Origin of the sequence: Buttiauxella agrestis (assembly GCF_900446255.1) — a bacterium.
Classification (GTDB): Bacteria; Pseudomonadota; Gammaproteobacteria; order Enterobacterales; family Enterobacteriaceae; genus Buttiauxella; species Buttiauxella agrestis.
Map to the genome: position 1 here is coordinate 4008339 of NZ_UIGI01000001.1, position 23928 is coordinate 4032266.

Here is a 23928-nt window from a genome sequence, read left to right on the forward strand (position 1 = left end):
AGGCTTACTCACCACCAGGTGCCGTGCCACCAAAACGACGCTCTCGATTTGCAAAAGCATTTAGCGCACCTTCAAAGTCTTGTTCATCGAAATCAGGCCAAAGAACATCAGTGAAATAAAGTTCTGCGTAGGCAATCTGCCAAATCAGAAAGTTACTGATACGATGCTCTCCCCCTGTCCTAATTACCAAATCTACGGGAGCCAGTTCATTCATGCAGATTTGCTTGCTCAGCAACTCTTCATCAATCTGATCAGGACGCAATAAACCGTCCTGAACCTGTTCGGCGAGATGCCGCACTCCCTGAATAATATCCCAACGTCCGCCATAGTTCGCGGCGATATTGAGAGTCAAACCTGTATTGGTACTGGTTAAGGCTTCGGCTTTATTAATACGTTCTTGCAGGCGAGCATTGAACCGGCTGGTGTCGCCGATAATGCGCAGACGAACATTGTGACGATGCAAACTTTTGACTTCGCTATCTAAAGCCCACACAAACAATTCCATCAGCGCGCTCACTTCCTGAGCCGGGCGATTCCAGTTTTCACTACTGAAAGCATAAAGTGTCAGTGCATCAATACCATTATTTGCGGCAAAACTCACAGCCCGGCGAACAGACTTAGCTCCCGCTTTGTGACCGGAAACTCGCATCTTCCCTTGACGCTTTGCCCAACGACCGTTGCCATCCATGATAATGGCAACATGACGCGCGCCATGCTCGGATTGTGTTTCGCTTATTTGTTGGTTTGCAGACAACATAACGCGTAATTATTCCCAGATATGGATTAAGCGGTACTCAAAATGATTTCAGCTTTTACATAAAAAAGCCGTGCTATAACACGGCTTACCAATCATTCAGCCAGTTTTTCCTGACTGAAAGATGGCGCAGACTATATCACTGAAGCACAGAGCTAACAAATACAGGTACATCAGCCGGATGAATAATCATCGGGTTGCGATACGTGTCACCAGATTTCGGGCAACCTCGCGCGCTTTTGCATCCACCGCCAGCACTTCTTCTACGCTCTTTGGCTCAGTCAGTTCCACACTATCAAGAACAGCACGGTTTAAGGAAGCAATGTCGGTAAATCGCAGTTGCTCTTGCAAGAACGCCTCAACAACAACTTCATTGGCTGCATTAAGCACAGTTGTCGCGGCCTGTCCTTGCTCAAACGCTTCCATCGCCAGCTTCAAGCAAGGATAGCGGTGATAGTCTGGTTCCATAAAGGTGAAAGTCCCAATCTTACAAAAATCGAGCGGTTCCACACCTGACTGCACGCGCTCTGGAAAAGCCATGGCGTGTGCAATTGGAGTACGCATATCTGGTGCGCCTAACTGCGCCAGAACGCTTCCATCACGATAGCGAACCATCGAATGGATGACTGACTGCGGATGGATCAGTACTTCCATTTGTTTAGCTGATGCATTGAATAGCCAGCGGGCTTCAATATATTCGAGACCTTTGTTCATCATGGTGGCCGAGTCAACGGAGATTTTACGCCCCATCGACCAGTTCGGATGGCTACAAGCCTGGTCCGGCGTCATTACCGCAAGCTCACTCAAAAGCGTCTCACGGAATGGGCCACCTGATCCGGTAAGAATAATCGACGAAACGCCATTACTCTCAAGTTCAGCGTACCCGAGGTTTTGCTGGATTGTTTCCGGTAAACTCTGAAAAATCGCGTTGTGTTCACTGTCGATAGGCAGCAACTGAGCTTTACTGCGTTGCACCGCGTCCATAAACAAACGCCCACACGTCACCAGTGACTCTTTATTTGCCAGCAAGACTTGTTTACCGGCGGCAATCGCAGCAAGCGTAGGTAACAGCCCAGCAGCCCCAACAATCGCGGCCATCACTTGATTCACTTCATCCAGTGCGGCCATTTCGCATGCTGCATGCTGCCCGGACAGAACTTCAGTAGCACTCCCCTGCTCTTTTAGCAGACGACGCAATTGGCTCGCAGAAACCTCATCATCCATCACCGCCCAACGTGGCTTGAACTCCAGGCATTGTTCAGCCATTCGCGTGACATTCTTCCCGGCAACTAATGCCACGACGGAGAATTTTTCAGGGTTATGACGCACAACGCTAAGGGTACTGGTACCGATAGATCCGGTAGAGCCAAGAATGGTCAGTTGCTTCATGGGGCGCTCTGGAGTTTTAGTATGAATAATCAAATAAAAAACGCCGTAGACAATAATCGTGGCGTGAGCCACGGCTTGCATACGGCGTTTGACCCGTCATATCAACGGATTAGAACTGCATCAACTCAGCTTCTTTCTCAGCCAGAGCCGAGTCTACTTTTTTGATAGCAGCATCAGTCAGTTTCTGAACGTCATCCTGGGAGCGACGATCGTCATCTTCGCTGATTTCTTTATCTTTCAGCAGCGCTTTAACTTTGTCGTTAGCATCACGGCGAACGTTACGAACCGCAACACGCGCGCCTTCAGCTTCGCCACGTACAATCTTGATCAGATCTTTACGACGTTCTTCAGTCAGTGCTGGCAGTGGAACACGAATATCGGTACCGGCAGAGCTTGGGTTCAGACCGAGGTCGGAAGTCATAATCGCTTTCTCAACGGCCTGGCTCAGGGAGCGGTCAAACACGTTGATCTTCAGTGTGCGAGAATCTTCAACCGTTACGCTCGCCAGCTGGCGCAGTGGAGTTGGTGTTCCGTAATACTCCACAATGATACCGTCCAGCAGAGATGGAGAGGCGCGGCCGGTGCGGATTTTACTGATTTGAGTTTTGAATGCTTCTACGCATTTTTCCATACGCACTTCGGCATCTTTTCTGATATCACTTATCACGTTACGAATCCTTGAAAACTGGTTTAGGGCAGACCACACTTCACGCTGCGATGCAGACGCTGCGAGCTAAGTATAGCCCTGTTTATTCATGGCGCCCGTTGGGGTTGCCTGCTACTCAATTAATCAGAGTAAGTAAAATCGAATCTTACCCTGATTTAGCATCGACTGAAATTATTCAGTGATTAAAGTGCCTTCTTTTTCGCCCATCACAACACGGCGAAGCGCACCTGGTTTGTTCATGTTGAAAACACGAATCGGTATTTTGTGATCGCGAGCCAGGGTAAACGCCGCCAAATCCATCACTTTCAATTCTTTTTCCAGCACTTCGGTATAGGTCAATCGCTCGCAAAGCGTGGCGGTAGGATCTTGAACCGGATCCGCAGTAAACACGCCATCAACTTTTGTCGCTTTCAATACGACATCGGCTTCAATCTCAATACCACGCAAACACGCAGCAGAGTCAGTGGTAAAGAACGGGTTACCGGTACCAGCCGCCAGGATAACGACGCGGTTATTGCGCAGCAGACTGATAGCTTCTGCCCAGCTGTAGTTATCACACACGCCATTCAATGGAATAGCGGACATCAAGCGGGCGTTCACATAGGCGCGATGAAGCGCATCACGCATTGCCAGGCCGTTCATGACGGTGGCCAACATGCCCATGTGGTCGCCCACAACACGGTTCATACCGGCTTTTGCCAGGCCCGCACCGCGGAATAAGTTGCCACCACCAATCACCACCCCGACCTGAATGCCCAATTCAACCAGCTCTTTTATTTCCTGAGCCATACGATCAAGGATGCTTGCATCAATACCGAAGCCTTCGGTACCTTGCAGCGCTTCGCCGCTTAGCTTGAGCAGAATGCGTTTGTAGACAGGTTTTGCATTGGTAGCCATGATTCTTTCCTGGGAACAGTCAACGAATGGGGATGGTTAATTCAGGCGACATCATGTCGCATATCAGCAAGTTCTGTATCAGAGCAGACTGATTTTTAAAGCCCGGCTTTTTAAATCCAGATAAAAAGGAACCGCCAATTGGCGGCTCCCTTAACAATTAAGACTGCTTGGACATTGCAGCAACTTCTGCTGCGAAGTCAGTCTCAACTTTCTGGATGCCTTCGCCCACTTCAAAGCGGATGAAGCCATTCACGTCGGCATTGTGCTCTTTCAGAATCTGACCAACAGTTTTGCTTGGATCGATTACGAAAGGCTGACCAGTCAGAGAAACTTCACCGGTGAATTTCTTCATACGGCCTTCAACCATTTTCTCTGCAATTTCTTTTGGCTTGCCAGACTGCATAGCGATGTCCAGCTGAACCTGGTATTCTTTCTCTACCACTTCAGCAGACACGTCTTCTGGTTTAACGAATTCTGGCTTGCTTGCAGCGATGTGCATTGCAATTTGCTTAACCAGATCTTCGTCAGCGCCTTTAGCGGCCACCAGAACGCCGATGCGAGCACCGTGCAGGTAACTACCCAAAACGTCGCCTTCAAGTACGGAAACGCGACGGATGTTGATGTTCTCACCGATTTTAGCAACCAGAGCAACACGTTCTTCTTCGAACTGTGCTTTCAGAACTTCAACGTCAGTCACTTTACCAGCAGCAGCTGCGTCCAGTACTTTGTCAGCGAATGCCTGGAAACCAGCATCTTTAGCAACGAAGTCAGTCTGGCAGTTAACTTCCAGAATCACAGCGTAGCCGTCAGCAATCTTAGTTTTGATCACACCGTCAGCAGCAACGTTACCTGCTTTCTTAGCCGCTTTGATCGCACCAGATTTACGCATGTTTTCGATTGCCAGCTCGATGTCGCCATTAGCTTCAGTCAGGGCTTTTTTGCAATCCATCATGCCTGCGCCAGTACGTTCACGCAGTTCTTTTACCAGAGCAGCAGTAATATCAGCCATTCTAAAATCCTCGGTTATCTCGTAGAGAGAGATAAGCCCTGGTTCACCGTACAGACGAACCCTGGCTCAAAATAAAAAGGGGACCTGAGACAGGCCCCCTAACCAAACTATTCAATACCTGGTTAATAAGGGCTCAAATAAGAGCGAACCTTATTATTCAGCTTCTACGAAGCTTTCTTCTGCCTGAGAAGCCAGATCCTGAGAACGGCCTTCACGAACGGTAGCAGCTACAGCACCCAGGTACAGGGTTACAGCACGGATTGCATCGTCGTTACCAGGGATAACGAAATCAACGCCATCTGGATCGGAGTTAGTATCAACGATAGAGAATACTGGGATACCCAGGTTGTTCGCTTCTTTGATTGCAATGTGTTCGTGATCGGCGTCGATTACAAACAGAGCATCCGGCAGACCGCCCATATCCTTGATACCACCTAGGCTGTTTTCCAACTTCGCCAGCTCACGGGTACGCATCAGTGCTTCTTTCTTGGTCAGTTTGTCGAAGGTACCGTCTTGAGACTGGATTTCCAGATCTTTCAAACGTTTGATGGACTGACGAACGGTTTTCCAGTTAGTCAGCATGCCGCCCAACCAGCGATGGTTCACGAAGAACTGATCGCAGCTCAGAGCAGCGTCTTTTACTGGTTCGCTTGCTGCGCGCTTAGTACCAACGAAAAGGATTTTGCCTTTACGAGAAGAAATCTTGCTCAGTTCAGCCAAAGCTTCGTTGAACATAGGTACAGTTTTTTCAAGGTTGATGATGTGAACTTTGTTACGAGCGCCGAAGATGAAAGGCTTCATTTTCGGGTTCCAGTAACGGGTTTGGTGACCAAAGTGAACACCAGCCTTGAGCATGTCGCGCATGGAAACAGTTGCCATGATTAAAACCTCTATATAAAAGTATGGGGTTAAGCCTCCACGTATCCCATATTACCGACCCCAAAGGGCACCCCGGAATATGTGTCGATACGTGTGTGTTATTTACACAAAGTGAGAGTGTTGCCTGTATCCGAAAAATCGGAATACAAGTCCGGCGCGCTTTATACCATAAAACACACCAGGACTCCAATAGTTGTTGGTAGATTGTGCGGACATTGATTCTCGATTTGGCACCGATCGTACGCCCTGATAACATTGCCCGACTCACTGCTCAATTATTGTCGATTATCACGACACCTGCGGACAGAATTAATGGCTATTTCAATTAAAACACCTGAAGAAATCGAAAAAATGCGCGTTGCGGGCAGACTTGCCGCTGAAGTGCTGGAAATGATCGAATCCCACGTAAAACCGGGCGTCACCACTGGCGAACTCGACCGTATTTGTAATGATTACATCGTTAACCAACAGCAGGCTGTTTCTGCCTGTCTGGGCTACCACGGCTTCCCAAAATCCGTGTGCATCTCAATTAACGAAGTCGTCTGTCACGGTATTCCTGATGACGCTAAAGTGCTGAAAGATGGTGATATCGTCAACATCGACGTCACCGTGATTAAAGACGAATACCATGGTGACACCTCAAAAATGTTCATCGTGGGCAAGCCGACAATCCTCGGTGAGCGTCTGTGCCGTGTGACCCAGGAAAGCCTGTATTTGTCACTGCGCATGGTTAAACCAGGCATCCGTCTGCGTACCCTTGGCGCGGCTATTCAGAAGTTCGTTGAAGCAGAAGGTTTTTCCGTGGTTCGCGAGTATTGCGGACACGGTATCGGCCGTGTATTCCACGAAGAACCACAAGTTCTGCATTATGACGCTGATGACGGCGGCGTGGTGCTGCAACCGGGTATGACGTTCACCATTGAACCAATGGTGAACGCCGGTGATTACCGCATTCGCACCATGAAAGACGGTTGGACGGTGAAAACCAAAGATCGCAGCTTGTCTGCACAATACGAGCATACTATTGTGGTGACAGATAACGGCTGCGAAATTCTCACATTGCGTAAAGATGACACCATCCCGAATGTGATTTCGCATAACGAGTGATTCGCCTGGCGCAAGTCAGCAATCGAAGCCGGCATATTGCCGGCTTTTTTTATGGATGGCGACATGACACAGAGTTTACCCGAGCAGTACGCGACCACGGTGCTTCCTGAGATTTCCGGGCAACCTGACTATCCCGTCAACTGGTCTGATTCGGATCTTAACTGTGCCCAGATAAAAGCCCGTATCGACCTGTTCCAGCAATGGCTTGGAACAGCATTTGATGACGGTATTTCCGCCGAAAAGCTGATAGACGCACGCACTGAATTTATCGACCAGCTCCTGCAACGTTTATGGCTCAGCTATGGCTTTGGTGATGTCGCCGAAACCGCACTGGTTGCTGTCGGGGGCTACGGGCGCGGCGAATTGCATCCCTTGTCTGATATTGATTTGCTGATTCTGAGCCGTAAGCGCTTAACCGAAATCCAGGCACAGAAAATTGGCGAGCTACTCACATTACTGTGGGACGTAAAGCTGGAAGTAGGCCATAGCGTACGAACGCTGGAAGAGTGTTTACTCGAAGGCCTGTCAGATTTAACGGTCGCGACCAACCTGATTGAATCGCGCTTATTAATTGGCGATGTCGCCCTCTTCCTCGAACTGCAAAAACACATTTTTAGCGACGGTTTCTGGCCATCAGCCAAATTCTTTGCCGCCAAAATTGATGAGCAAAACGAGCGCCATCAGCGCTATCACGGCACCAGCTACAACCTCGAGCCGGACATAAAAAGCAGCCCTGGCGGTTTACGCGACATCCACACGCTGCAATGGGTTGCACGCCGCCACTTTGGCGCCACGTCGATGAGCGAAATGGTCGGCTTTGGTTTTTTAACCGAGGCTGAACGCAACGAACTGGACGAATGCCAGCATCTGTTATGGCGCATCCGTTTTGCTCTGCACCTTGAAGTAAACCGTTACGATAATCGTCTGTTGTTTGACCGACAACTCAGCGTCGCGCAGCGCCTGAATTACAGCGGAGAAGGCAATCAGCCAGTGGAACACATGATGAAAGATTTTTATCGTGTGACCCGCCGCGTCGGCGAACTTAACCAGATGCTGCTACAGCTATTTGACGAAGCGATTCTTGCGCTCGACGCCAGCGAAAAACCCCGCCCACTCGACGATGATTTCCAGCTGCGCGGCACCTTGATTGACCTGCGCGACGAAACGCTGTTTATGCGCGAACCCCAGGCCATTCTGCGCATGTTTTACATGATGGTGCGTAACCGCGACATCAGCGGAATTTACTCGACCACATTGCGCCATCTGCGTCATGCGCGTCGCCATCTTGTACAGCCGCTCTGTTACATCCCAGAAGCGCGCGATCTGTTCCTCACAATATTGCGCCACCCCGGTGCCGTGAGCCGCGCTTTACTGCCAATGCACCGCCACAGCGTGTTGTGGGCGTATATGCCGCAGTGGTCGCATATTGTCGGCCAGATGCAGTTCGATCTCTTCCACGCGTATACCGTTGATGAACACACCATTCGCGTGCTGCAAAAACTGGAAAGCTTCGCGAAAGAAGAAACTCGTCCGAAGCACCCATTATGTGTCGATCTCTGGCCTCGCCTGTCGCATCCGGAACTGATCCTGATTGCCGCTCTGTTCCACGACATCGCCAAAGGGCGCGGTGGCGATCACTCAGTGCTCGGTGCGCAGGACGTTTTAAAATTTGCCGAACTGCACGGTCTGAACTCACGCGAAACACAGCTCGTCGCCTGGCTGGTACGCCAGCACTTACTGATGTCCGTAACGGCACAGCGGCGTGACATTCAGGATCCGGAAGTCATTAAACAGTTTGCCGAAGAAGTACAAACGGAAAACCGCCTGCGTTATCTGGTTTGCCTGACGGTTGCGGATATCTGCGCCACCAACGAAACCCTGTGGAATAGCTGGAAACAGAGCCTGTTGCGTGAGCTGTACTTCGCCACTGAAAAACAGCTGCGACGCGGAATGCAAAACAGCCCGGATATGCGCGAACGTGTGCGCCACCACCAGCTACAAGCGCTGGCGTTGCTGCGTATGGATAACATCAATGAAGAAGCGCTGCATAATATCTGGCGCCGTTGCCGGGCAAACTATTTTGTCCGCCACACGCCAAATCAAATCGCCTGGCATGCACGTCATTTACTCAAGCACGATCTCAGCAAGCCGATGATTTTGCTTAGTCCGCAGGCCACGCGCGGCGGTACTGAAATCTTTATCTGGAGCCCGGACAGGCCACACCTGTTCGCGGCAGTTTGTGCCGAACTCGACAGGCGCAACCTCAGCGTTCACGACGCGCAAATTTTTACCACGCGTGACGGCATGGCAATGGATACCTTTATCGTACTCGAGCCGGACGGTAGCCCGCTTTCCGCCGATCGGCACGATCTCATCCGCCATAGTATCGAACAAGCCATAACGCAGGTGAGCTGGCAGACGCCTCAACCGCGCCGCCAGTCAGCCAAACTTCGCCATTTTACTGTCGATACCGAAGTGAATTTCCTGCCCACTCACACTGACAGGCGCACATTCCTTGAGCTGATTGCACTTGATCAACCAGGCTTATTGGCCCGTGTCGGGGAAGTGTTCGCTGACCTTGGGATCTCGCTTTATGGCGCAAGAATTACGACAATTGGTGAGCGAGTAGAAGATTTATTTATAATAGCCACCGCCGACCGGCGTGCTCTTAATGATGAGTTGCAACAGGAAGTACAGCAACGGTTGACAGCGGCCCTTAATCCAAACGATAAATAACAGTCTGTTAATTTCGTCACAATCAGGAAAACTTTAACAATGCAGCAGCTACAAAATATCATTGAAACCGCTTTCGAGCGCCGCGCCGAAATCACTCCGGCAAATGCTGATACCGTTACTCGTGAAGCGGTAAACCAGGTCATCTCCCTGCTCGACAGCGGTGCGCTGCGCGTTGCCGAAAAAATTGATGGCCAGTGGGTGACTCACCAGTGGCTGAAGAAAGCTGTTTTGCTCTCTTTCCGTATCAATGACAACCAGGTTATTGATGGCGCTGAAAGCCGCTACTTCGACAAAGTACCGATGAAATTCGCTAACTACGACGAAGCACGTTTCCAGAAAGAAGGCTTCCGCGTGGTACCACCAGCGGCAGTACGCCAGGGTGCATACATTGCACGTAACACCGTGCTGATGCCTTCTTACGTCAACATCGGTGCATACGTTGATGAAGGCTCTATGGTTGATACCTGGGCAACAGTCGGCTCTTGCGCGCAGATTGGTAAAAACGTTCACCTGTCTGGCGGCGTCGGTATTGGTGGTGTTCTGGAGCCATTACAGGCAAACCCAACTATCATCGAAGATAACTGCTTCATCGGCGCACGTTCAGAAGTGGTTGAAGGCGTTATCGTTGAAGAAGGTTCCGTGATTTCCATGGGCGTTTATATCGGCCAAAGCACGCGTATTTATGACCGTGAAACCGGTGAAGTCCATTACGGCCGTGTACCTGCAGGCTCGGTTGTCGTTTCCGGTAACCTGCCGTCTAAAGATGGTAAATACAGCCTGTACTGCGCTGTTATCGTGAAAAAAGTCGACGCGAAAACACGCGGCAAAGTTGGAATCAACGAGCTGCTTCGCACTATCGATTAATAAAATGTGTAAAAGGCGGTTCACCCCGCCTTTTTAGCATTTTGGGCTAGCGGGAAAGGATTTTTCCGTTAATTATCTATAGGTTAATGGTATCGAAAAAGGTAACACTATGTACGATAACTTGAAAAGTCTGGGTATTACCAATCCTGATGAAATCGATCGTTATAGCCTCCGGCAGGAAGCCAACAACGATATCCTGAAAATCTATTTCCAGAAGGATAAAGGCGAGTTTTTCGCTAAAAGCGTGAAGTTTAAATACCCACGCCAGCGCAAAACTGTCGTTGCCGATGGCGTCGGCCAGGGTTACAAAGAAGTGCAGGAAATCAGCCCAAATCTGCGCTATGTAATTGATGAACTGGATCAACTGTGTCAGCGCGATCGCACTGAAGTCGATCTGAAACGCAAAATCCTCGACGATCTTCGCCATCTGGAATCTGTGGTTGCTCATAAGATCAGTGAAATTGAATCCGATCTTGATAAGCTAACCCGCGGTAAATAATGCCAAAGGGCCGGAATCTCTGGCCCTTTTCTTATCTCTGCTCATCTAACTGCAACGCGACATACAATAGCAATCTGTCGTCAAAATTCCCTAAATCTAACCCTGTTAATTCTGAAATTCGATTCAGGCGGTATTCCAGTGTGTTGCGATGAATAAACAACGCCTTAGACGTTGCCAACGGTTGCACATTATGGCGAAACCATGCGCTAAGAGTTCGGCGCAATAAGCCGTTATTATCCATTGATTTTAAACGAGCGAGCGGACGAGCCAGCTCATTGGCCTGCCAACCGCCGCGTAAACTATCCAGCAACACCGGCAACATCAAATCCTGGTAAAAATAACCCCGGCTTTCCGGCATACGCTGTTTGCCGACCATCATGGTGGTACGAGCGGTGCGATACGAGCGTGCAATACTGCCAGGCCCGGTGAAATAGTTGCCGAGTGCGACACGAAAACGTAATTGACCATTCTCTTTCATGCGCAGAATAAGCTGCTCTACGCGTTTACGATGATCTTCTGCATCCCAACGACCAAACTGGTTGAGCGCCGGTTTCAGGACCACCATTTCCGTTAACGAAATAATCGCTATCAGATTATTGCGCTCCGGAGTTGTCAGCGCGGTTTGCAGCTGTTGCAGCTCTTCCATGGCGCTGTCTACGCCAAGCTGGCCGCTATCGACTTCCACCACCGCCACGACTCGCGGCTGGTTGAGATCAATCCCCAAACGCTGCGCCCACTCACTCAATGCAGGCGTTTGTTCTTCCGCCTGAATCAAATTCATTACCAATTCTTCGCGCAGGCGCGTGTCCTGTGCGAGTAAATGCATCAGGCGTGATTGCTCAAGCATCATCTCAGCCGTCATACACACCAGCTCGCCGTATTTACGTAGCGATCCCGGCTCGCCGGTCAAACCAATAACGCCGACAATTTCCCCTTCAATGCGCAACGGCAGGTTAATCCCCTGGCGCACGCCATGAAGATGTCGCGCTACCGCATCATCAATATCTACAACACGTCCCTGAGAGAGCACCAGCAGCGCACCTTCGTGCAATTCACCAATACGTTCTTTATCGCCGCTACCAATAATCCGCCCACGCGCATCCATCACGTTGATGTTGGTATCAATGATGGTCATGGTACGCGCCACAATGTCCTGCGCCATTTTGGTATCAAGATGCCAGCCAGCCATGCTTCCTCCTGAATCGTGCTAATGGCCTAGCATAGGCGAGATGAATCCCCTCAGCATTGTGCGAATGCACAAAGCGCGGATGAAGTGTATGGAGTTGTGGAAAGGCTCACAAAAAAGGGCCGCAATAGCGGCCCTGATAGTGTTGAGATGAACTCGGTAACGATTACTGCATCAGCAGGTAGATGGTGGTATCACCACGCTGAATGTTCAGCGCCATTACTGACGGTTTAGTATCGAGAATTTTACGCAGTTCAGCGATGTTATTCACCTGCTGTTGGTTCACACCGATGATGATGTCACCTTTTTTCAGGCCAATTCGCGCCGCTGGCGTATTCCCTTTCACGTTATTGACGATAACGCCCTTCTCACCTTTACCGCTGCGGTTGCTCATTTCAGCCCCTTCGATACCGGTAAAGATAGTCGAGGAGTCAACCTGAGTCTGGCTGCTTTGTTGCAGTTCCAGATTAACCGATACCGGTTTGCCATCGCGCAGCAGGCCCAGGGTCAATTTGCTACCCACAGGCATAGAACCGACTTCCGCACGCAATGCTGCGAAGCTGCTGATCGCTTTACCGTTCATCGAAACCACCACATCACCGGCTTTGATGCCCGCTTTTGCAGCAGAAGAGTTCGGCATAACCTGGCTTACGAATGCGCCGCGTTGTGCATCGACTTTCATCGCTTTCGCCAGCTCAGAGTTCAGCTCAGTACCCATGATGCCCAGCTCGCCACGTTTAACCTGGCCGAACTCCACCATTTGCGCGGTGAGGTTTTTCACCATGTTGCTCGGGATGGCAAAGCCGATACCAATGTTGCCGCCATCTGGTGCCAGAATCGCGGTGTTAATCCCGATCAGTTCACCGTTGAGGTTAACCAATGCGCCACCGGAGTTACCCCGGTTGATTGCCGCATCGGTCTGGATAAAGTTTTCATAGTTTTCGATGTTCAGGCCGCTACGACCCAACGCCGAAACAATACCGGAAGTCACGGTTTCACCCAGACCATACGGGTTGCCGATTGCCACGGTGTAATCACCGACGCGCAGCGCGTCAGAGTCCGCCATTTTAATCGCGGTCAGATTTTTAGGATCCTGGAGTTGCAACAAAGCGATATCAGAGCGTGGATCTTTACCCACGACTTTCGCATCAAATTTACGGCCATCGCTCAGGGAAACCTGAATTTTGGTTGCGTTATCAACAACGTGGTTGTTTGTCACCACGTAGCCTTTCGCTGCGTCAATAATTACGCCAGAACCAAGAGCGGCAAACTTCTGTTGTTGACCGCCGCCCTGAGAGCCATCATCAGCCCCGCCGCCGCCCTGGCAGAATGGAGAACTCTGGAACGGAGAGCCTTCCTGACAGAATGGCGAATTATCACCAAAGAATTGCTGGAAGTTACGCCCCATCCGCGGTGTATTCACGGTGGTGCTACCTTCAACGTTAATGCTCACCACGGAAGGCATCACTTTTTCCAGCATCGGTGCAAGGCTTGGAAGCGGCTGTGCCGCGGTTGCAGAAGACGCTGTTTCAGCCGCAATTGCAGATACAGGACCCAGCGCCAAACCCAGGCTAAGAGCCAGCGCGCTCATTGCTAAAGTTGTTTTTTTCATCGATTTAAGTCTCAAGTTAATAAGTCACGCAAAATTGCTGTGTAGGCCAATATAGAGTGACAATTGAGGCGCTAAGTTCCGCCGATAAGTCACTGGAAAAAGTAAAAATTTATTGTCCGTCTTTACAAAACTCAACGAGTCACTTATTCCACAGCTATCAGGCGTCGATACTCATCCCATGCGAATAAGTCCGTCATTCCACTGATATAATCCTGAATCAGGCGGCAGCGGTAGTAATATTCCCACACACCATAATCACTGGCTGACTTATCCAAATCACTGACGGCTTCAATATATGCAAGCCGATGTTTTGTCGATAATTTATGGAACAGGCGTGTCTCAATAGGCAGACGACGTAAACTTTCTTTCTCCACCAGTTCAGCAAAATCCTCATTTGATATATGGAGTAAGGGACTGTAAATATCAAGTAAGCCACTGATTACACGATACCCCTGTAGCTCGAGCTGTTCGACCTCAGGGTGGCTAAATACATGCTTAAACGCCACTTGCTTATAAAGCTCGAGCAAACGCGCAAAAGGGCTGTCATCTTCAAGCAACGCGTGATTAAACTCGCCGCTATACATCTCAGCAATATTGTCGATAAAACGCTGGGCAGCGTAGGGGACTAATTGGTTTAGCGTGTTGACGCGCAAATACATAAAGAACTGATCTTCGGTACTGCGGCGCATCTGATTGGTACGGGATTTTTCCCAGGCTTCATTCACCACTTGCGCAAAAAGATCGCCGTCACAATGCTCGCCCCAGGCGTCGCATAAGTGCTGATAAAGCTGCTCGACGGTGAATATACTTTTCTCGACAGCGTCTTCCAGATCCGCCACGCAGTAAGAAATATCGTCCGCCGCTTCCATAATCCAGGTCAGCGGAAAACGGCTGTGCTCGCCAAGTTCCAGCTCTGAACGCAAGCGTGCGATATATGAGTCTTCAGAAAGATAGTAACCGGGCTTTTTCATCAGATAAGCGTGGCTTTCAGGCGGCTCGCCAACAAACCAGGCAGGACGGGTATACTTGAGAATGCAGCCCACTTGCGCCCAGGTCAGATTCATCCGCAACAAGCTGTGCACCAGGCGAATACCCTGCGCATTACCTTCAAACTGGCAAAGATCCTGGCGCACTTTACGGCGCAAACCGTTTAACTGATCTTCTCCTTCATGCAGACACAGCGCCGCGACTTTGCAGCGATCGTCACTGCGTGGCTGGCTTCCGGCATCCCCCGGAAACAAACGCTGGCGAAACCAGTCATTTATAGCTGATTCCCCAAAGTGGCCAAACGGCGGGTTGCCGATGTCATGCATCAGGCACGCCATTTCAACGATACTTTCAAACGGACCGGTGAGTTCATGCAAGCCATAGCGTTCGAGATCTTGCTGCTCTTTCAGGCGACTCAACACTTCTTTGGCTATATAACGCCCCACCTGCTGCACTTCCATGGAATGCGTTAAACGCGTGCGGACAGAGGCATTTCGCTCCAACGGGAAGACCTGAGTTTTCTGCTGTAACCGGCGAATCGCTGGGGAATTGACGATCCGCCCACGATCGCTTTCAAAAATGCGCAGGATCTCATGTTCATTCTTTTGCCCTTCGGGCGAACGGAAACGGCGGTGCCAATTAATTTTCTTACGGAAATCTATTTCACTCATGCCTTCTCCTTCGCCCAGATTAAGAGCGGATTAATCCTTAATGCCTGCCATGATAGACTATGCATCTGATTTAACACTTTAGCGAGTATCACTATGAAAGCAGGCATTATTGGTGCAATGGAAGAAGAAGTTACGCTGCTGCGTGACAAAATTGAAAACCGTCAAACTCTGACCCTGGCCGGGAGTGAAATTTACACCGGCACGCTCAATGGCGTTGAAGTGGCGCTGTTGAAATCTGGCATCGGTAAAGTGGCTGCGGCAATGGGCGCAACGCTTTTGCTGGAACACTGCAAGCCTGATTTTATTATCAACACCGGTTCCGCAGGCGGCCTCGCGCCGACGCTGACAGTGGGCGATATCGTGGTTTCTGATGAAGTGCGTTATCACGATGCGGACGTCACCGCTTTTGGTTATGAATTCGGCCAACTGCCAGGCTGCCCGGCAGGCTTTGCTGCTGATGCAAAACTGATTGCTGCTGCTGAAGAGTGCATTGCCGAGCTGAACCTGAATGCAGTACGCGGCCTGGTTGTCAGTGGTGATGCGTTCATTAACGGTTCTGTAGCATTGGCAAAAATCCGCCATAACTTCCCACAAGCTGTTGCTGTAGAAATGGAAGCAACTGCGGTTGCACATGTTTGCCATAACTTCGGCACGCCGTTTGTGGTGGTTCGCGCTATTTCTGATGTGGCTGACCAACAATCTCACTTGAGCTTTGAAGAGTTCCTGGCGGTTGCGGCGAAACAGTCCACGCTGATGGTTGAAAACCTGGTGCAGAAACTGGCCCGTGGTTAACAAGAAGCTTTTAGTTAATAAGAAACTCTGGCGCGGGTTCACCGCGCTACTGTTTTGCATCCCGGCGCTGCTCATTGCCGCGCCGCGGGTGATTTCACTGTCGCCGAGCAATACCGAACTGGCATTCGCCGCAGGGATCACGCCAGTCGCCGTCAGTGCATGGTCGAACTATCCAGACGCCGCTAAAAAACTTGAGCAAGTCTCAAACTGGCAGGGAATGAATCTCGAGCGCATCGTGGCGCTTAAACCCGATGTAGTGCTGGCATGGCGTGGTGGAAATGCAGAACGACAAGTCAATCAGATGCAGGCACTGGGGATAAAAGTCGTCTGGCTTGACCCGACGACAGTTGAAGGTGTGGTTGCCGCCCTGCGTCAACTGAGCCAGTACAGCCCAACTCCGCAAACCGCCCAAAACGCAGCCGATCAACTGGCGAAAGAATTTGCAGATTTGAAAGCGAAATACGCTCATCGCGCGCCGAAAAAAGTGTTTTTGCAATTCGGCCAGCAACCGCTGTTTACCTCAGGACGCGGTTCGATTCAGAACGAAATTCTGGAAGTGTGTGGCGGGCAAAATATCTTCGCGGATAGCCGCGTTCCCTGGCCGCAAGTCAGCCGTGAACAGGTGCTCAGTCGCCGTCCCCAGGCTATTATTATCACCGGCGATGACACCCAAATTCCGCCCGTTGAACAATTTTGGAATACCCAGCTAAAAATTCCGGTTATTGCAGTGAATGATGACTGGTTTAGTCGCTCAAGCCCACGTATTATCCTCGCCGCAAAACAGCTCTGTGAGGAGCTGGCAGAAAAATAAACTTACTGAGGGTCATCTCCCATGCTCGTCTATTGGCTGGACATCATTGGCACAGCCGTCTTTGCAATATCCGGCGTGCTGCTGGCAGGAAAACTTCGAATGGACCCGTTCGGCGTGCTGGTGCTGGGCGTGGTGACTGCCGTGGGCGGCGGAACCATTCGCGATATGGCGCTGGATAATGGCCCGGTATTTTGGGTTAAAGATCCCACTGACTTAGTGGTGGCGATGGTCACTTGTCTGTTGACCATTGTGCTGGTGCGCCAGCCGCGCCGTCTGCCGAAATGGATTTTGCCCGTGCTGGATGCCGTCGGTCTTGCAGTGTTTGTCGGGATTGGGGTGAACAAGGCATTTCTGGCCGGTGCCAGCCCGCTGATTGCCATCTGCATGGGCGTGCTGACCGGTGTTGGCGGCGGGATTATTCGTGATGTTTTAGCGCGTGAAATCCCAATGATCCTGCGTACGGAAATCTACGCCACGGCCTGCATTGCCGGCGGTATTGTCCACGCCACCGCGTATTACACCTTCCACGTGCCGCTTGAACAAGCGAGTATGATTGGCATGGTCGTCACGCTGGCTATTCGTCTGGCCGCGATTCGCTGGCATCTTAAACTGCCAACATTTGCGCTCGATGACAGACAATAGAAAATAAAAAAGCCGGATAACGCTTTCGCTTATCCGGCCTACAAAGAACGATGTTATTAAACGCTAAAGGAAGAACCACACCCACAGGTGCTTTTCGCATTCGGGTTAGTCACCACAAAGCGCGAACCTTCCAGACCTTCGGTGTAATCCACCGCGCCGCCAACCAGATACTGCAGGCTCATCGGGTCAACAACCAAAGCAACACCTTGCTTCTCGATAGTCATATCGCCGTCGTTAATCTGATCGTCAAAGGTAAAACCATACTGGAAGCCGCTGCAACCACCACCGGTGATGTAAACGCGCAGTTTCAGATTCGGGTTCTCTTCATCCGCGATCAGGTGTTTTACTTTATTGGCTGCTGCTTCGGTAAACTGCAACGGCAGCACTGCTACGTCATCACTCATCATTTGCTCCCAACGAAATAAGAAGTCGGGTAAAGTTTAACCCGATCTTTAGGGCCATTATCTAATACCCGAGTAAATCGTTCAAGTATTCTCCCCGGCTGGGGTTTGCTGCTCTTTCGCCCGCTGTTCGGCTTCTTGTTTTGCCAGCGTGCGCTCAAGAATCGAGGAGTATAGCGGTTTCCCACCGAGAAATTGTGCCAATAGTGTCGCGCCAAGGCAGGTAATAATCATTGGCAGAATGAGCTGATAATTGTCGGTCATTTCCAGAACCAGCACAATTCCTGTCAGCGGCGCACGTACCGATGCCGCAAACAATGCGCCCATTCCGGCAATCGCAAATGTCCCAACTTCAAGGTGATACGCCGGGAACCAGGCGACACTGGCGGCTCCGAAAGCCGTTCCCAGCAACGTCCCCAATGCCAACATGGGGGCGAAAATCCCGCCCGGTGCACCGGATGCGAAACACAACAAAGTAGTAATCACGCGGGCAATAAAAATAAATAGCAGCATGCCAATAGTGTAGTTACCCGCCGCCGCGATAGGTATCAGGTTGAAACCACCGCCAGCAGCAGCCGGTTGAATCAGCCCTAAAACGCCACAAATTCCACCTAACAGGCCGCCGATAATCACCCATTTTTTTAGATTGCCGCCGTGGAAGCGCTGGAACATATCCTGAGTACGGAACACCATTGCGTTAAAGAACACGCCAACGATGCCAAAGACCATTCCCAACACCAGATATAGCCATAATGTGTTCACCGGCGCACTAGCCAGTTTCCCGACTTCAATGACGGCACTTTCACCGTTGAAAATACGGAACACCACGCTCGACATAATCACGCCGATAAACACGGCTTTTATCGAAATCAGGTTGTAACGGAACTGCGGACGCATCTCTTCGATGATGAACAAAATTCCCGCCAGCGGTGCGTTAAACGCGGCCGATAAACCCGCTGCGGCACCCGTCGCCAACAGTGAATGACGCGCTTCGGCACCGCGCAGCCGGAAAATATCCAGCACCATGCGGCCGATATTCCCGCCCAACTGCACCGTTGGCCCTTCGCGACCCAGCACCATGCCCGCGCCCAGCGTTCCCATACCGCCGATGAATTTCACTGGGATAACGCGCCACCAGCGCACCGGGCGTAACTCCTCGAGCGCACCTTCAATTTCAGGGATACCCGAGCCGCCCGCTTCAGGTGCATAACGGCGCACCAGATAATAGCCAAGCATCGCCAAAAGCATTGAACTGATGAATGCCAGCGGCCAGACAATCAGGCTGTAATCTGCCACATGCGCCAGCATCGCCAGGCGATTCTGTTGTACCCAGGTCACTGATTTTTCAAAAGCGACCCCCACTAAACCGGCTAACGTCCCTACTATCGCGGCCATGAAAAGAATAGCGACAGGCGTTTTGTCCTGTCTCATAAGGCGACGCACCATGTCGCCCCTGCGTAAGCGCACAACTTGCTGTGCTTCGAAAGAGGGGTGGGAGTGATTCATTAGGCTAATCATTTATTGGTAATACAAATCGAGGGGGCATTCTACTCTCTCGACGCGTTTGGGCAAAACTTTCATAACTTCGAGAGTTTCCCTTAGAATAGCGTGTTGCCACTATTTCCACGAATCAGGAGCCGATTCATGAGTAAGTCTGAAAACCTGTACGCTGCCGCCCGCAAAGTCATCCCTGGCGGGGTGAACTCACCGGTTCGTGCCTTTACCGGAGTCGGCGGTGTACCGCTGTTTATCGAACGCGCTGACGGGGCTTACCTGTTTGATGCTGACGGCAAAGCCTATATCGATTACGTCGGTTCATGGGGGCCAATGGTTCTGGGTCATAACCATCCGGCTATCCGTAATGCGGTGATTGAAGCGGTAGAACGCGGCCTGAGCTTCGGCGCGCCAACCGAGATGGAAGTGAAAATGGCGGAACTGGTGACTGAACTGGTTCCAACCATGGATATGGTTCGCATGGTGAACTCCGGTACTGAAGCCACCATGAGCGCGATTCGCCTGGCTCGCGGTTTCACCGGGCGCGATAAAATCATCAAATTTGAAGGCTGCTACCACGGCCACGCTGACTGCCTGCTGGTAAAAGCGGGTTCTGGTGCACTCACCCTCGGCCAGCCAAATTCACCGGGCGTTCCAGCTGATTTCGCCAAACACACCCTCACCTGCACCTATAACGATCTCGCCAGCGTGCGTGCAGCATTCGAGCAGTATCCGCAGGATATCGCCTGTATCATCGTTGAACCGGTCGCGGGCAACATGAACTGCATTCCACCAAACGCCGATTTCCTGCCGGGCTTACGCGCCCTGTGTGATGAGTTTGGCGCCCTGTTTATCATCGACGAAGTGATGACTGGATTCCGTGTTGCCCTGGCGGGCGCGCAGTCTTACTACGACGTGGAGCCTGACTTAACGTGCCTGGGTAAAATCATCGGTGGCGGTATGCCCGTCGGTGCATTCGGTGGCCGCCGTGAAATCATGGACGCTCTGGCACCAACCGGCCCGGTTTATCAGGCGGGCACGCTTTCTGGTAATCCAATCGCGATGGCCGCAGGTTACGCGTGCCTGACAGAAGTCTCTCAACCTGGCATTCACCAGACGTTGACTGAGTTGACTGAAATGCTGGCGCGTGGGCTGTTGAAGGCCGCGAAAGAAGAAAACATTCCTTTGGTCGTCAATAACGTCGGCGGTATGTTCGGCTTGTTCTTCACCGATGCTGTGTCTGTGACGAGCTATCAGGATGTGATGGCGTGTGACGTTGAGCGCTTTAAGAAGTTCTTCCATTTGATGCTGGAAGAAGGCGTTTACCTGGCGCCATCTGCATTTGAAGCAGGCTTCATGTCAGTTGCGCATTCGAAAGAAGATATTCAGAAGACAATTGACGCCGCGCGTCGGGTGTTTGCGAAGCTGTAACGCTGAGCAAAATAGATCCGTAGGGCGAGCAATCGCCCTACGAAAGTGGTTAGCCCGTTGTTTCAATACTGCAATATCAGAACCCCGTTACCATAAACTCACCAAATTCTTCCTTGAGTTTTGCCGATTGACTGACTGAAGGTTTACCTCCCCCCGCCAGCGCTGAAAAGTGCGTCCTGACCTCTTTGAGTAAAGGCAATCGATCTGCATCTTCTGTCTCCTTCAACCCGATAATTTGTGCCAGACGCATAGAGTTTAGCAGCGTGCTATTCAGTTCTTTCACATGACTAAAAGTCCGCGGCATACCTTGCTGTAACATAACCTGAATACTGCCGTTCGCTTCTTTCTCGGTCGCATCAAGCGCCTGGAACACGAGCTTCAAATATTTACGAGTGGCTTTCAATAATGGGCTTCGATTCATAACCTGCTCAACTTGCTCAATATTTCTGAAGTTGATGGCCGTGTTATTGCTGAACAACAACTCATAAGCTTGCTGTACATAGCTGTTTGGATCGCTGATTGCGGTAATGAATTCATTCATGGTGCACGGTGCTTCATGCGTTTTAGGCCGATTGGCAACAAAGCGCTGAAGCGAATCAGAAAGTTGCTCGGTTGCAAGTGTACGCACTACAAAAGATTTGATAACGTTATCTTCAGAAATCACATCGGCATTCTTCTCTTGCTCGTTGTGACCTTCAATTGGCAAGACCAGCAAGCGTGAACCACATCCTGCCTGCTTCCGTAAATAGGCAAATTCGCCAATAGTCCCCGCCCCAGAAGTAGTAATACCATCAGCATCAGCAATATAAGCCAGATGCATGGCATTAAAATCACCCGCAGCCCCCGGCCCACAAAATAAGAACAGTATTCGCTGGAAAACGGGATCATTAGCACGCATTCGCTCATTAACACAGCGTGCTATTATATTTGTTTTCTTATGTGCATAAACATAAACAATATTTTGGGCATCACCGCCGCGCTGTACTAAAGAACCCGCCATCACGCCTGAAAAGGGACGATTAACATTAGTTAATTTTTCTTTAATTTGTTCTTTAGAAAGTGAATGTGACAATAATAAATCGGCAACTTTTACCCTGGCAATATATTTCGGGGTTCCACTGAAGATACCAAGGCGTTCAGTAACATTACTAATACTTACCAGGGTATTACGTCCACCTAAATCAATATGCGAAATTATCTCTCCGTATCCCCCTAATACTTTTGATAACAAAGCATATTTCGGCAGTAAATTGAGTTGGCTATCATTAAGATTAAGTAAAATTGCATGGTTTTGTTGATCCAGACATCGTTTCCCGGGGACTCCCGCAGACTGGGCCGCTTTCTGCAAATAGGGATCCATATCCGTCAGTACATAGCAACGTTCTGCCATAATTTCACGCCCAAAATTAGCCGTCATGCTATTCATCAGATTCTTGGCTGAAATGATGGGTAATTCATTACAATCTTTATGCGTTTGGAACAAAGTACATTGCGAAAGCTCTGTGATTATTTTCTGACTATCATTCTGTCTGGCGGATTTTGACGTGACACTGCGCAAAGGAAAACGCGCGATATGCTGGAGAATGCTGGCATCATCCGACCCCCCCGTATCCTTATTCAGATATCCATAGATAGATTTATCTGACTCAGCTATCAAGACATTAATTTGGCGATTGACAAGTGTCTTTGCAAGATTTACGACCAAAGGGGATCGCGGCGTGCCTTCCCACGGACAGGGGACATGAAACATAACGATGCTATCTTCAGGAATAGATTTTTTCTCCAGCGCCATCGAAATAATATTGAGTAAACGTGCAGTATGCCCGCCCCCTGTTGGAGAATAGCTAACAACAATTAATTTAGCGGAAGGATTTCTTATAAACTTCCTTACAGTTTCACTAATCATGAATCCCCTTACAACATATTATTTAATATAAACACCACCCAATATCATTGGTGAAAATGATATACTCAACTTAATTCATTGATAGAATATATTTAACTTCACGGTCTATTCCAGGTGGCTGTAACGCCTATATGTTAGCTACAAATGCTAAAGAGTAGTGATGTCAGTCTCATTTCTGGTAATGATATTTTGCAACTAAAATAAACTCTTCATTATATGAATCTGTCGCATCAAAACTCACTTTTTGGAAGGAAGTTAAAATGTATAAAAGATATCTGGATTGTAATGCCTCAGACTTAATGGATCTTTCCCGCGCCGATTTGCTCTTTTCTCTCAGAGCCTGCGAAGGCCGTATTCTGGTGAGTGAAACTATTGTCACCGTCACACCATTACTCACCTCGGTCACTAATGCTGAACTGGCTGCCAGCCAGGGCGCAGATCTTTTACTGCTCAACCTGTTTGATGTTGAAAATCCCAAAATTGCAGGAATGCCTGCCGATATACCACCCGAGGATGTCATCCGCAAATTACAGCATCTAACCGGTCGTGTTATTGGCGTTAATCTGGAAGCAGTCGATAAGAGCTTTTGCGCTAAACACGAAGAACTTTGGAAGATGCGTCAGGGGCGATTTGCTACCGCGGCTAATGCACGCCGACTCCATGAAATGGGCGTCGGGTTTATTGTACTGACAGGAAACCCAGGCAACGGCATCAGCAATGAAGCGATCGCTGAAAGTTTGCAGGAAATACGTGCTGAATTAGGTGAAAAGATGGTGCTGATCGCAGGAAAAATGCACTCTGCGGGGATCTTACCGTCTGGCTCGCAAAAACTGATAACACCGGATGATGTAGAAACATTCATCCGAAAAGGTGCCGATATCATTTTGTTACCCGCCCCCGGAACAGTGCCAGGGATAACGCTCGAGTATGCGCAAACGCTGATCGATCTGGCACATCAAATGGGCGCGATGACCATGACCGCAATTGGCACCTCGCAAGAAGGTGCGGACGCTGAAACCGTACGTCAAATTGCCCTAATGAGCAAAATGGCCGGAACCGACTTACACCACATCGGTGATACCGGCTACACCGGGATAGCAATACCCGAAAATATTCGCACTTACAGCATCGCTATCCGTGGTGTTCGCCATACTTACACTCGTATCGCAAGGTCCGTCAATCGCTGATACTGAC

Annotated in this window: 21 protein-coding genes; 9 read left to right on the top strand and 12 right to left on the bottom strand. The window is 50.1% G+C overall.

Annotation, left to right across the window (positions count from 1 at the left end; genetic code table 11):
• Positions 1-4: 4 nt before the first annotated feature.
• The 6 genes from ispU to rpsB form a co-directional block, all read right to left on the bottom strand.
• The gene (gene ispU / locus DY231_RS18925) at positions 5-757 is read right to left on the bottom strand and encodes a (2E,6E)-farnesyl-diphosphate-specific ditrans,polycis-undecaprenyl-diphosphate synthase (RefSeq protein ID WP_115630743.1); all 753 of its coding nucleotides are present in this window, start codon (positions 755-757) and stop codon (positions 5-7) included.
• A gap of 186 nt (positions 758-943) precedes the next feature.
• Positions 944-2143, bottom strand: coding sequence for a 1-deoxy-D-xylulose-5-phosphate reductoisomerase (gene ispC, locus DY231_RS18930; RefSeq protein WP_115631896.1), 1200 nt, complete (start codon positions 2141-2143; stop codon positions 944-946).
• 109 nt (positions 2144-2252) lie between these two features.
• Positions 2253-2810: a ribosome recycling factor gene (gene frr, locus DY231_RS18935; protein WP_115630745.1), complete on the bottom strand. Its 558-nt coding sequence runs from the start codon at positions 2808-2810 to the stop codon at positions 2253-2255.
• A gap of 171 nt (positions 2811-2981) precedes the next feature.
• Positions 2982-3707: a UMP kinase gene (gene pyrH / locus DY231_RS18940; RefSeq protein WP_115630747.1), complete on the bottom strand. Its 726-nt coding sequence runs from the start codon at positions 3705-3707 to the stop codon at positions 2982-2984.
• A 157-nt stretch (positions 3708-3864) separates the two neighbouring features.
• Positions 3865-4716, bottom strand: a complete 852-nt coding sequence (gene tsf, locus DY231_RS18945; RefSeq protein WP_115630749.1) for a translation elongation factor Ts — start codon at positions 4714-4716, stop codon at positions 3865-3867.
• 153 nt (positions 4717-4869) lie between these two features.
• A complete protein-coding gene (rpsB, locus tag DY231_RS18950; protein WP_034493483.1) occupies positions 4870-5595 on the bottom strand; it encodes a 30S ribosomal protein S2 in 726 nt (241 codons plus the stop codon).
• Between the two features lie 312 nt (positions 5596-5907).
• On the opposite strand from rpsB, the gene map reads away from it, so the two are divergent.
• The 4 genes from map (at position 5908) to DY231_RS18970 (ending at position 10801) form a co-directional block, all read left to right on the top strand.
• Positions 5908-6702, top strand: coding sequence for a type I methionyl aminopeptidase (map, locus tag DY231_RS18955; protein WP_034493481.1), 795 nt, complete (start codon positions 5908-5910; stop codon positions 6700-6702).
• A gap of 63 nt (positions 6703-6765) precedes the next feature.
• On the top strand, positions 6766-9438 hold the full coding sequence (gene glnD, locus DY231_RS18960) for a bifunctional uridylyltransferase/uridylyl-removing protein GlnD (protein ID WP_034493539.1): 2673 nt from the start codon (positions 6766-6768) through the stop codon (positions 9436-9438).
• A gap of 39 nt (positions 9439-9477) precedes the next feature.
• Complete coding sequence (dapD, locus tag DY231_RS18965) at positions 9478-10302, top strand: 2,3,4,5-tetrahydropyridine-2,6-dicarboxylate N-succinyltransferase (RefSeq protein ID WP_115630751.1); 825 nt, start codon at positions 9478-9480, stop codon at positions 10300-10302.
• A 109-nt stretch (positions 10303-10411) separates the two neighbouring features.
• Positions 10412-10801, top strand: a complete 390-nt coding sequence (locus tag DY231_RS18970) for a DUF3461 family protein (protein ID WP_034493480.1) — start codon at positions 10412-10414, stop codon at positions 10799-10801.
• A 31-nt stretch (positions 10802-10832) separates the two neighbouring features.
• Here the strand turns inward: DY231_RS18970 and DY231_RS18975 are convergent, their stop codons facing one another.
• From DY231_RS18975 to dgt, 3 genes are all read right to left on the bottom strand, one after another.
• A complete protein-coding gene (locus DY231_RS18975) occupies positions 10833-11990 on the bottom strand; it encodes a CdaR family transcriptional regulator (RefSeq protein ID WP_034493478.1) in 1158 nt (385 codons plus the stop codon).
• A gap of 163 nt (positions 11991-12153) precedes the next feature.
• Positions 12154-13599, bottom strand: coding sequence for a serine endoprotease DegP (gene degP / locus DY231_RS18980; RefSeq protein ID WP_115630753.1), 1446 nt, complete (start codon positions 13597-13599; stop codon positions 12154-12156).
• 143 nt (positions 13600-13742) lie between these two features.
• Positions 13743-15257 (bottom strand): dGTPase, encoded by a 1515-nt coding sequence (gene dgt / locus DY231_RS18985; protein ID WP_115630755.1) that lies wholly within the window; start codon positions 15255-15257, stop codon positions 13743-13745.
• Positions 15258-15350: 93 nt separating this feature from the next.
• Here dgt and mtnN point away from each other — a divergent pair, with 93 nt between their 5' ends.
• From mtnN to DY231_RS19000, 3 genes are read left to right on the top strand one after another with little or no spacing between them, the layout of a single operon-like run.
• Positions 15351-16049 carry a 5'-methylthioadenosine/S-adenosylhomocysteine nucleosidase gene (mtnN, locus tag DY231_RS18990; RefSeq protein WP_115630757.1) on the top strand — a complete coding sequence of 233 codons (699 nt, stop codon included), beginning with the start codon at positions 15351-15353 and terminating at the stop codon, positions 16047-16049.
• Complete coding sequence (gene btuF / locus DY231_RS18995) at positions 16042-16860, top strand: vitamin B12 ABC transporter substrate-binding protein BtuF (protein WP_115630759.1); 819 nt, start codon at positions 16042-16044, stop codon at positions 16858-16860. Before mtnN ends, btuF begins: the two co-directional genes overlap by 8 nt.
• A gap of 21 nt (positions 16861-16881) precedes the next feature.
• Positions 16882-17502 (top strand): TRIC cation channel family protein, encoded by a 621-nt coding sequence (locus DY231_RS19000; protein ID WP_034493472.1) that lies wholly within the window; start codon positions 16882-16884, stop codon positions 17500-17502.
• Positions 17503-17558: 56 nt separating this feature from the next.
• On the opposite strand, the gene erpA is transcribed toward DY231_RS19000, so the two are convergent.
• Positions 17559-17906: an iron-sulfur cluster insertion protein ErpA gene (gene erpA / locus DY231_RS19005; protein ID WP_034493470.1), complete on the bottom strand. Its 348-nt coding sequence runs from the start codon at positions 17904-17906 to the stop codon at positions 17559-17561.
• A gap of 81 nt (positions 17907-17987) precedes the next feature.
• Positions 17988-19409 (bottom strand): H(+)/Cl(-) exchange transporter ClcA, encoded by a 1422-nt coding sequence (clcA, locus tag DY231_RS19010; protein ID WP_034493469.1) that lies wholly within the window; start codon positions 19407-19409, stop codon positions 17988-17990.
• Between the two features lie 138 nt (positions 19410-19547).
• Here clcA and hemL point away from each other — a divergent pair, with 138 nt between their 5' ends.
• Complete coding sequence (gene hemL, locus DY231_RS19015; protein ID WP_115630761.1) at positions 19548-20828, top strand: glutamate-1-semialdehyde 2,1-aminomutase; 1281 nt, start codon at positions 19548-19550, stop codon at positions 20826-20828.
• A gap of 76 nt (positions 20829-20904) precedes the next feature.
• On the opposite strand, the gene DY231_RS19020 is transcribed toward hemL, so the two are convergent.
• Entirely contained in the window at positions 20905-22734 is a 1830-nt protein-coding gene (locus DY231_RS19020; protein WP_115630763.1) for a glycosyltransferase family 28 protein, read from the bottom strand.
• A 260-nt stretch (positions 22735-22994) separates the two neighbouring features.
• Between DY231_RS19020 and DY231_RS19025 the strand changes: the two genes are divergently transcribed.
• The gene (locus DY231_RS19025; protein ID WP_115630765.1) at positions 22995-23921 is read left to right on the top strand and encodes a DUF7916 family protein; all 927 of its coding nucleotides are present in this window, start codon (positions 22995-22997) and stop codon (positions 23919-23921) included.
• Positions 23922-23928: the final 7 nt, after the last annotated feature.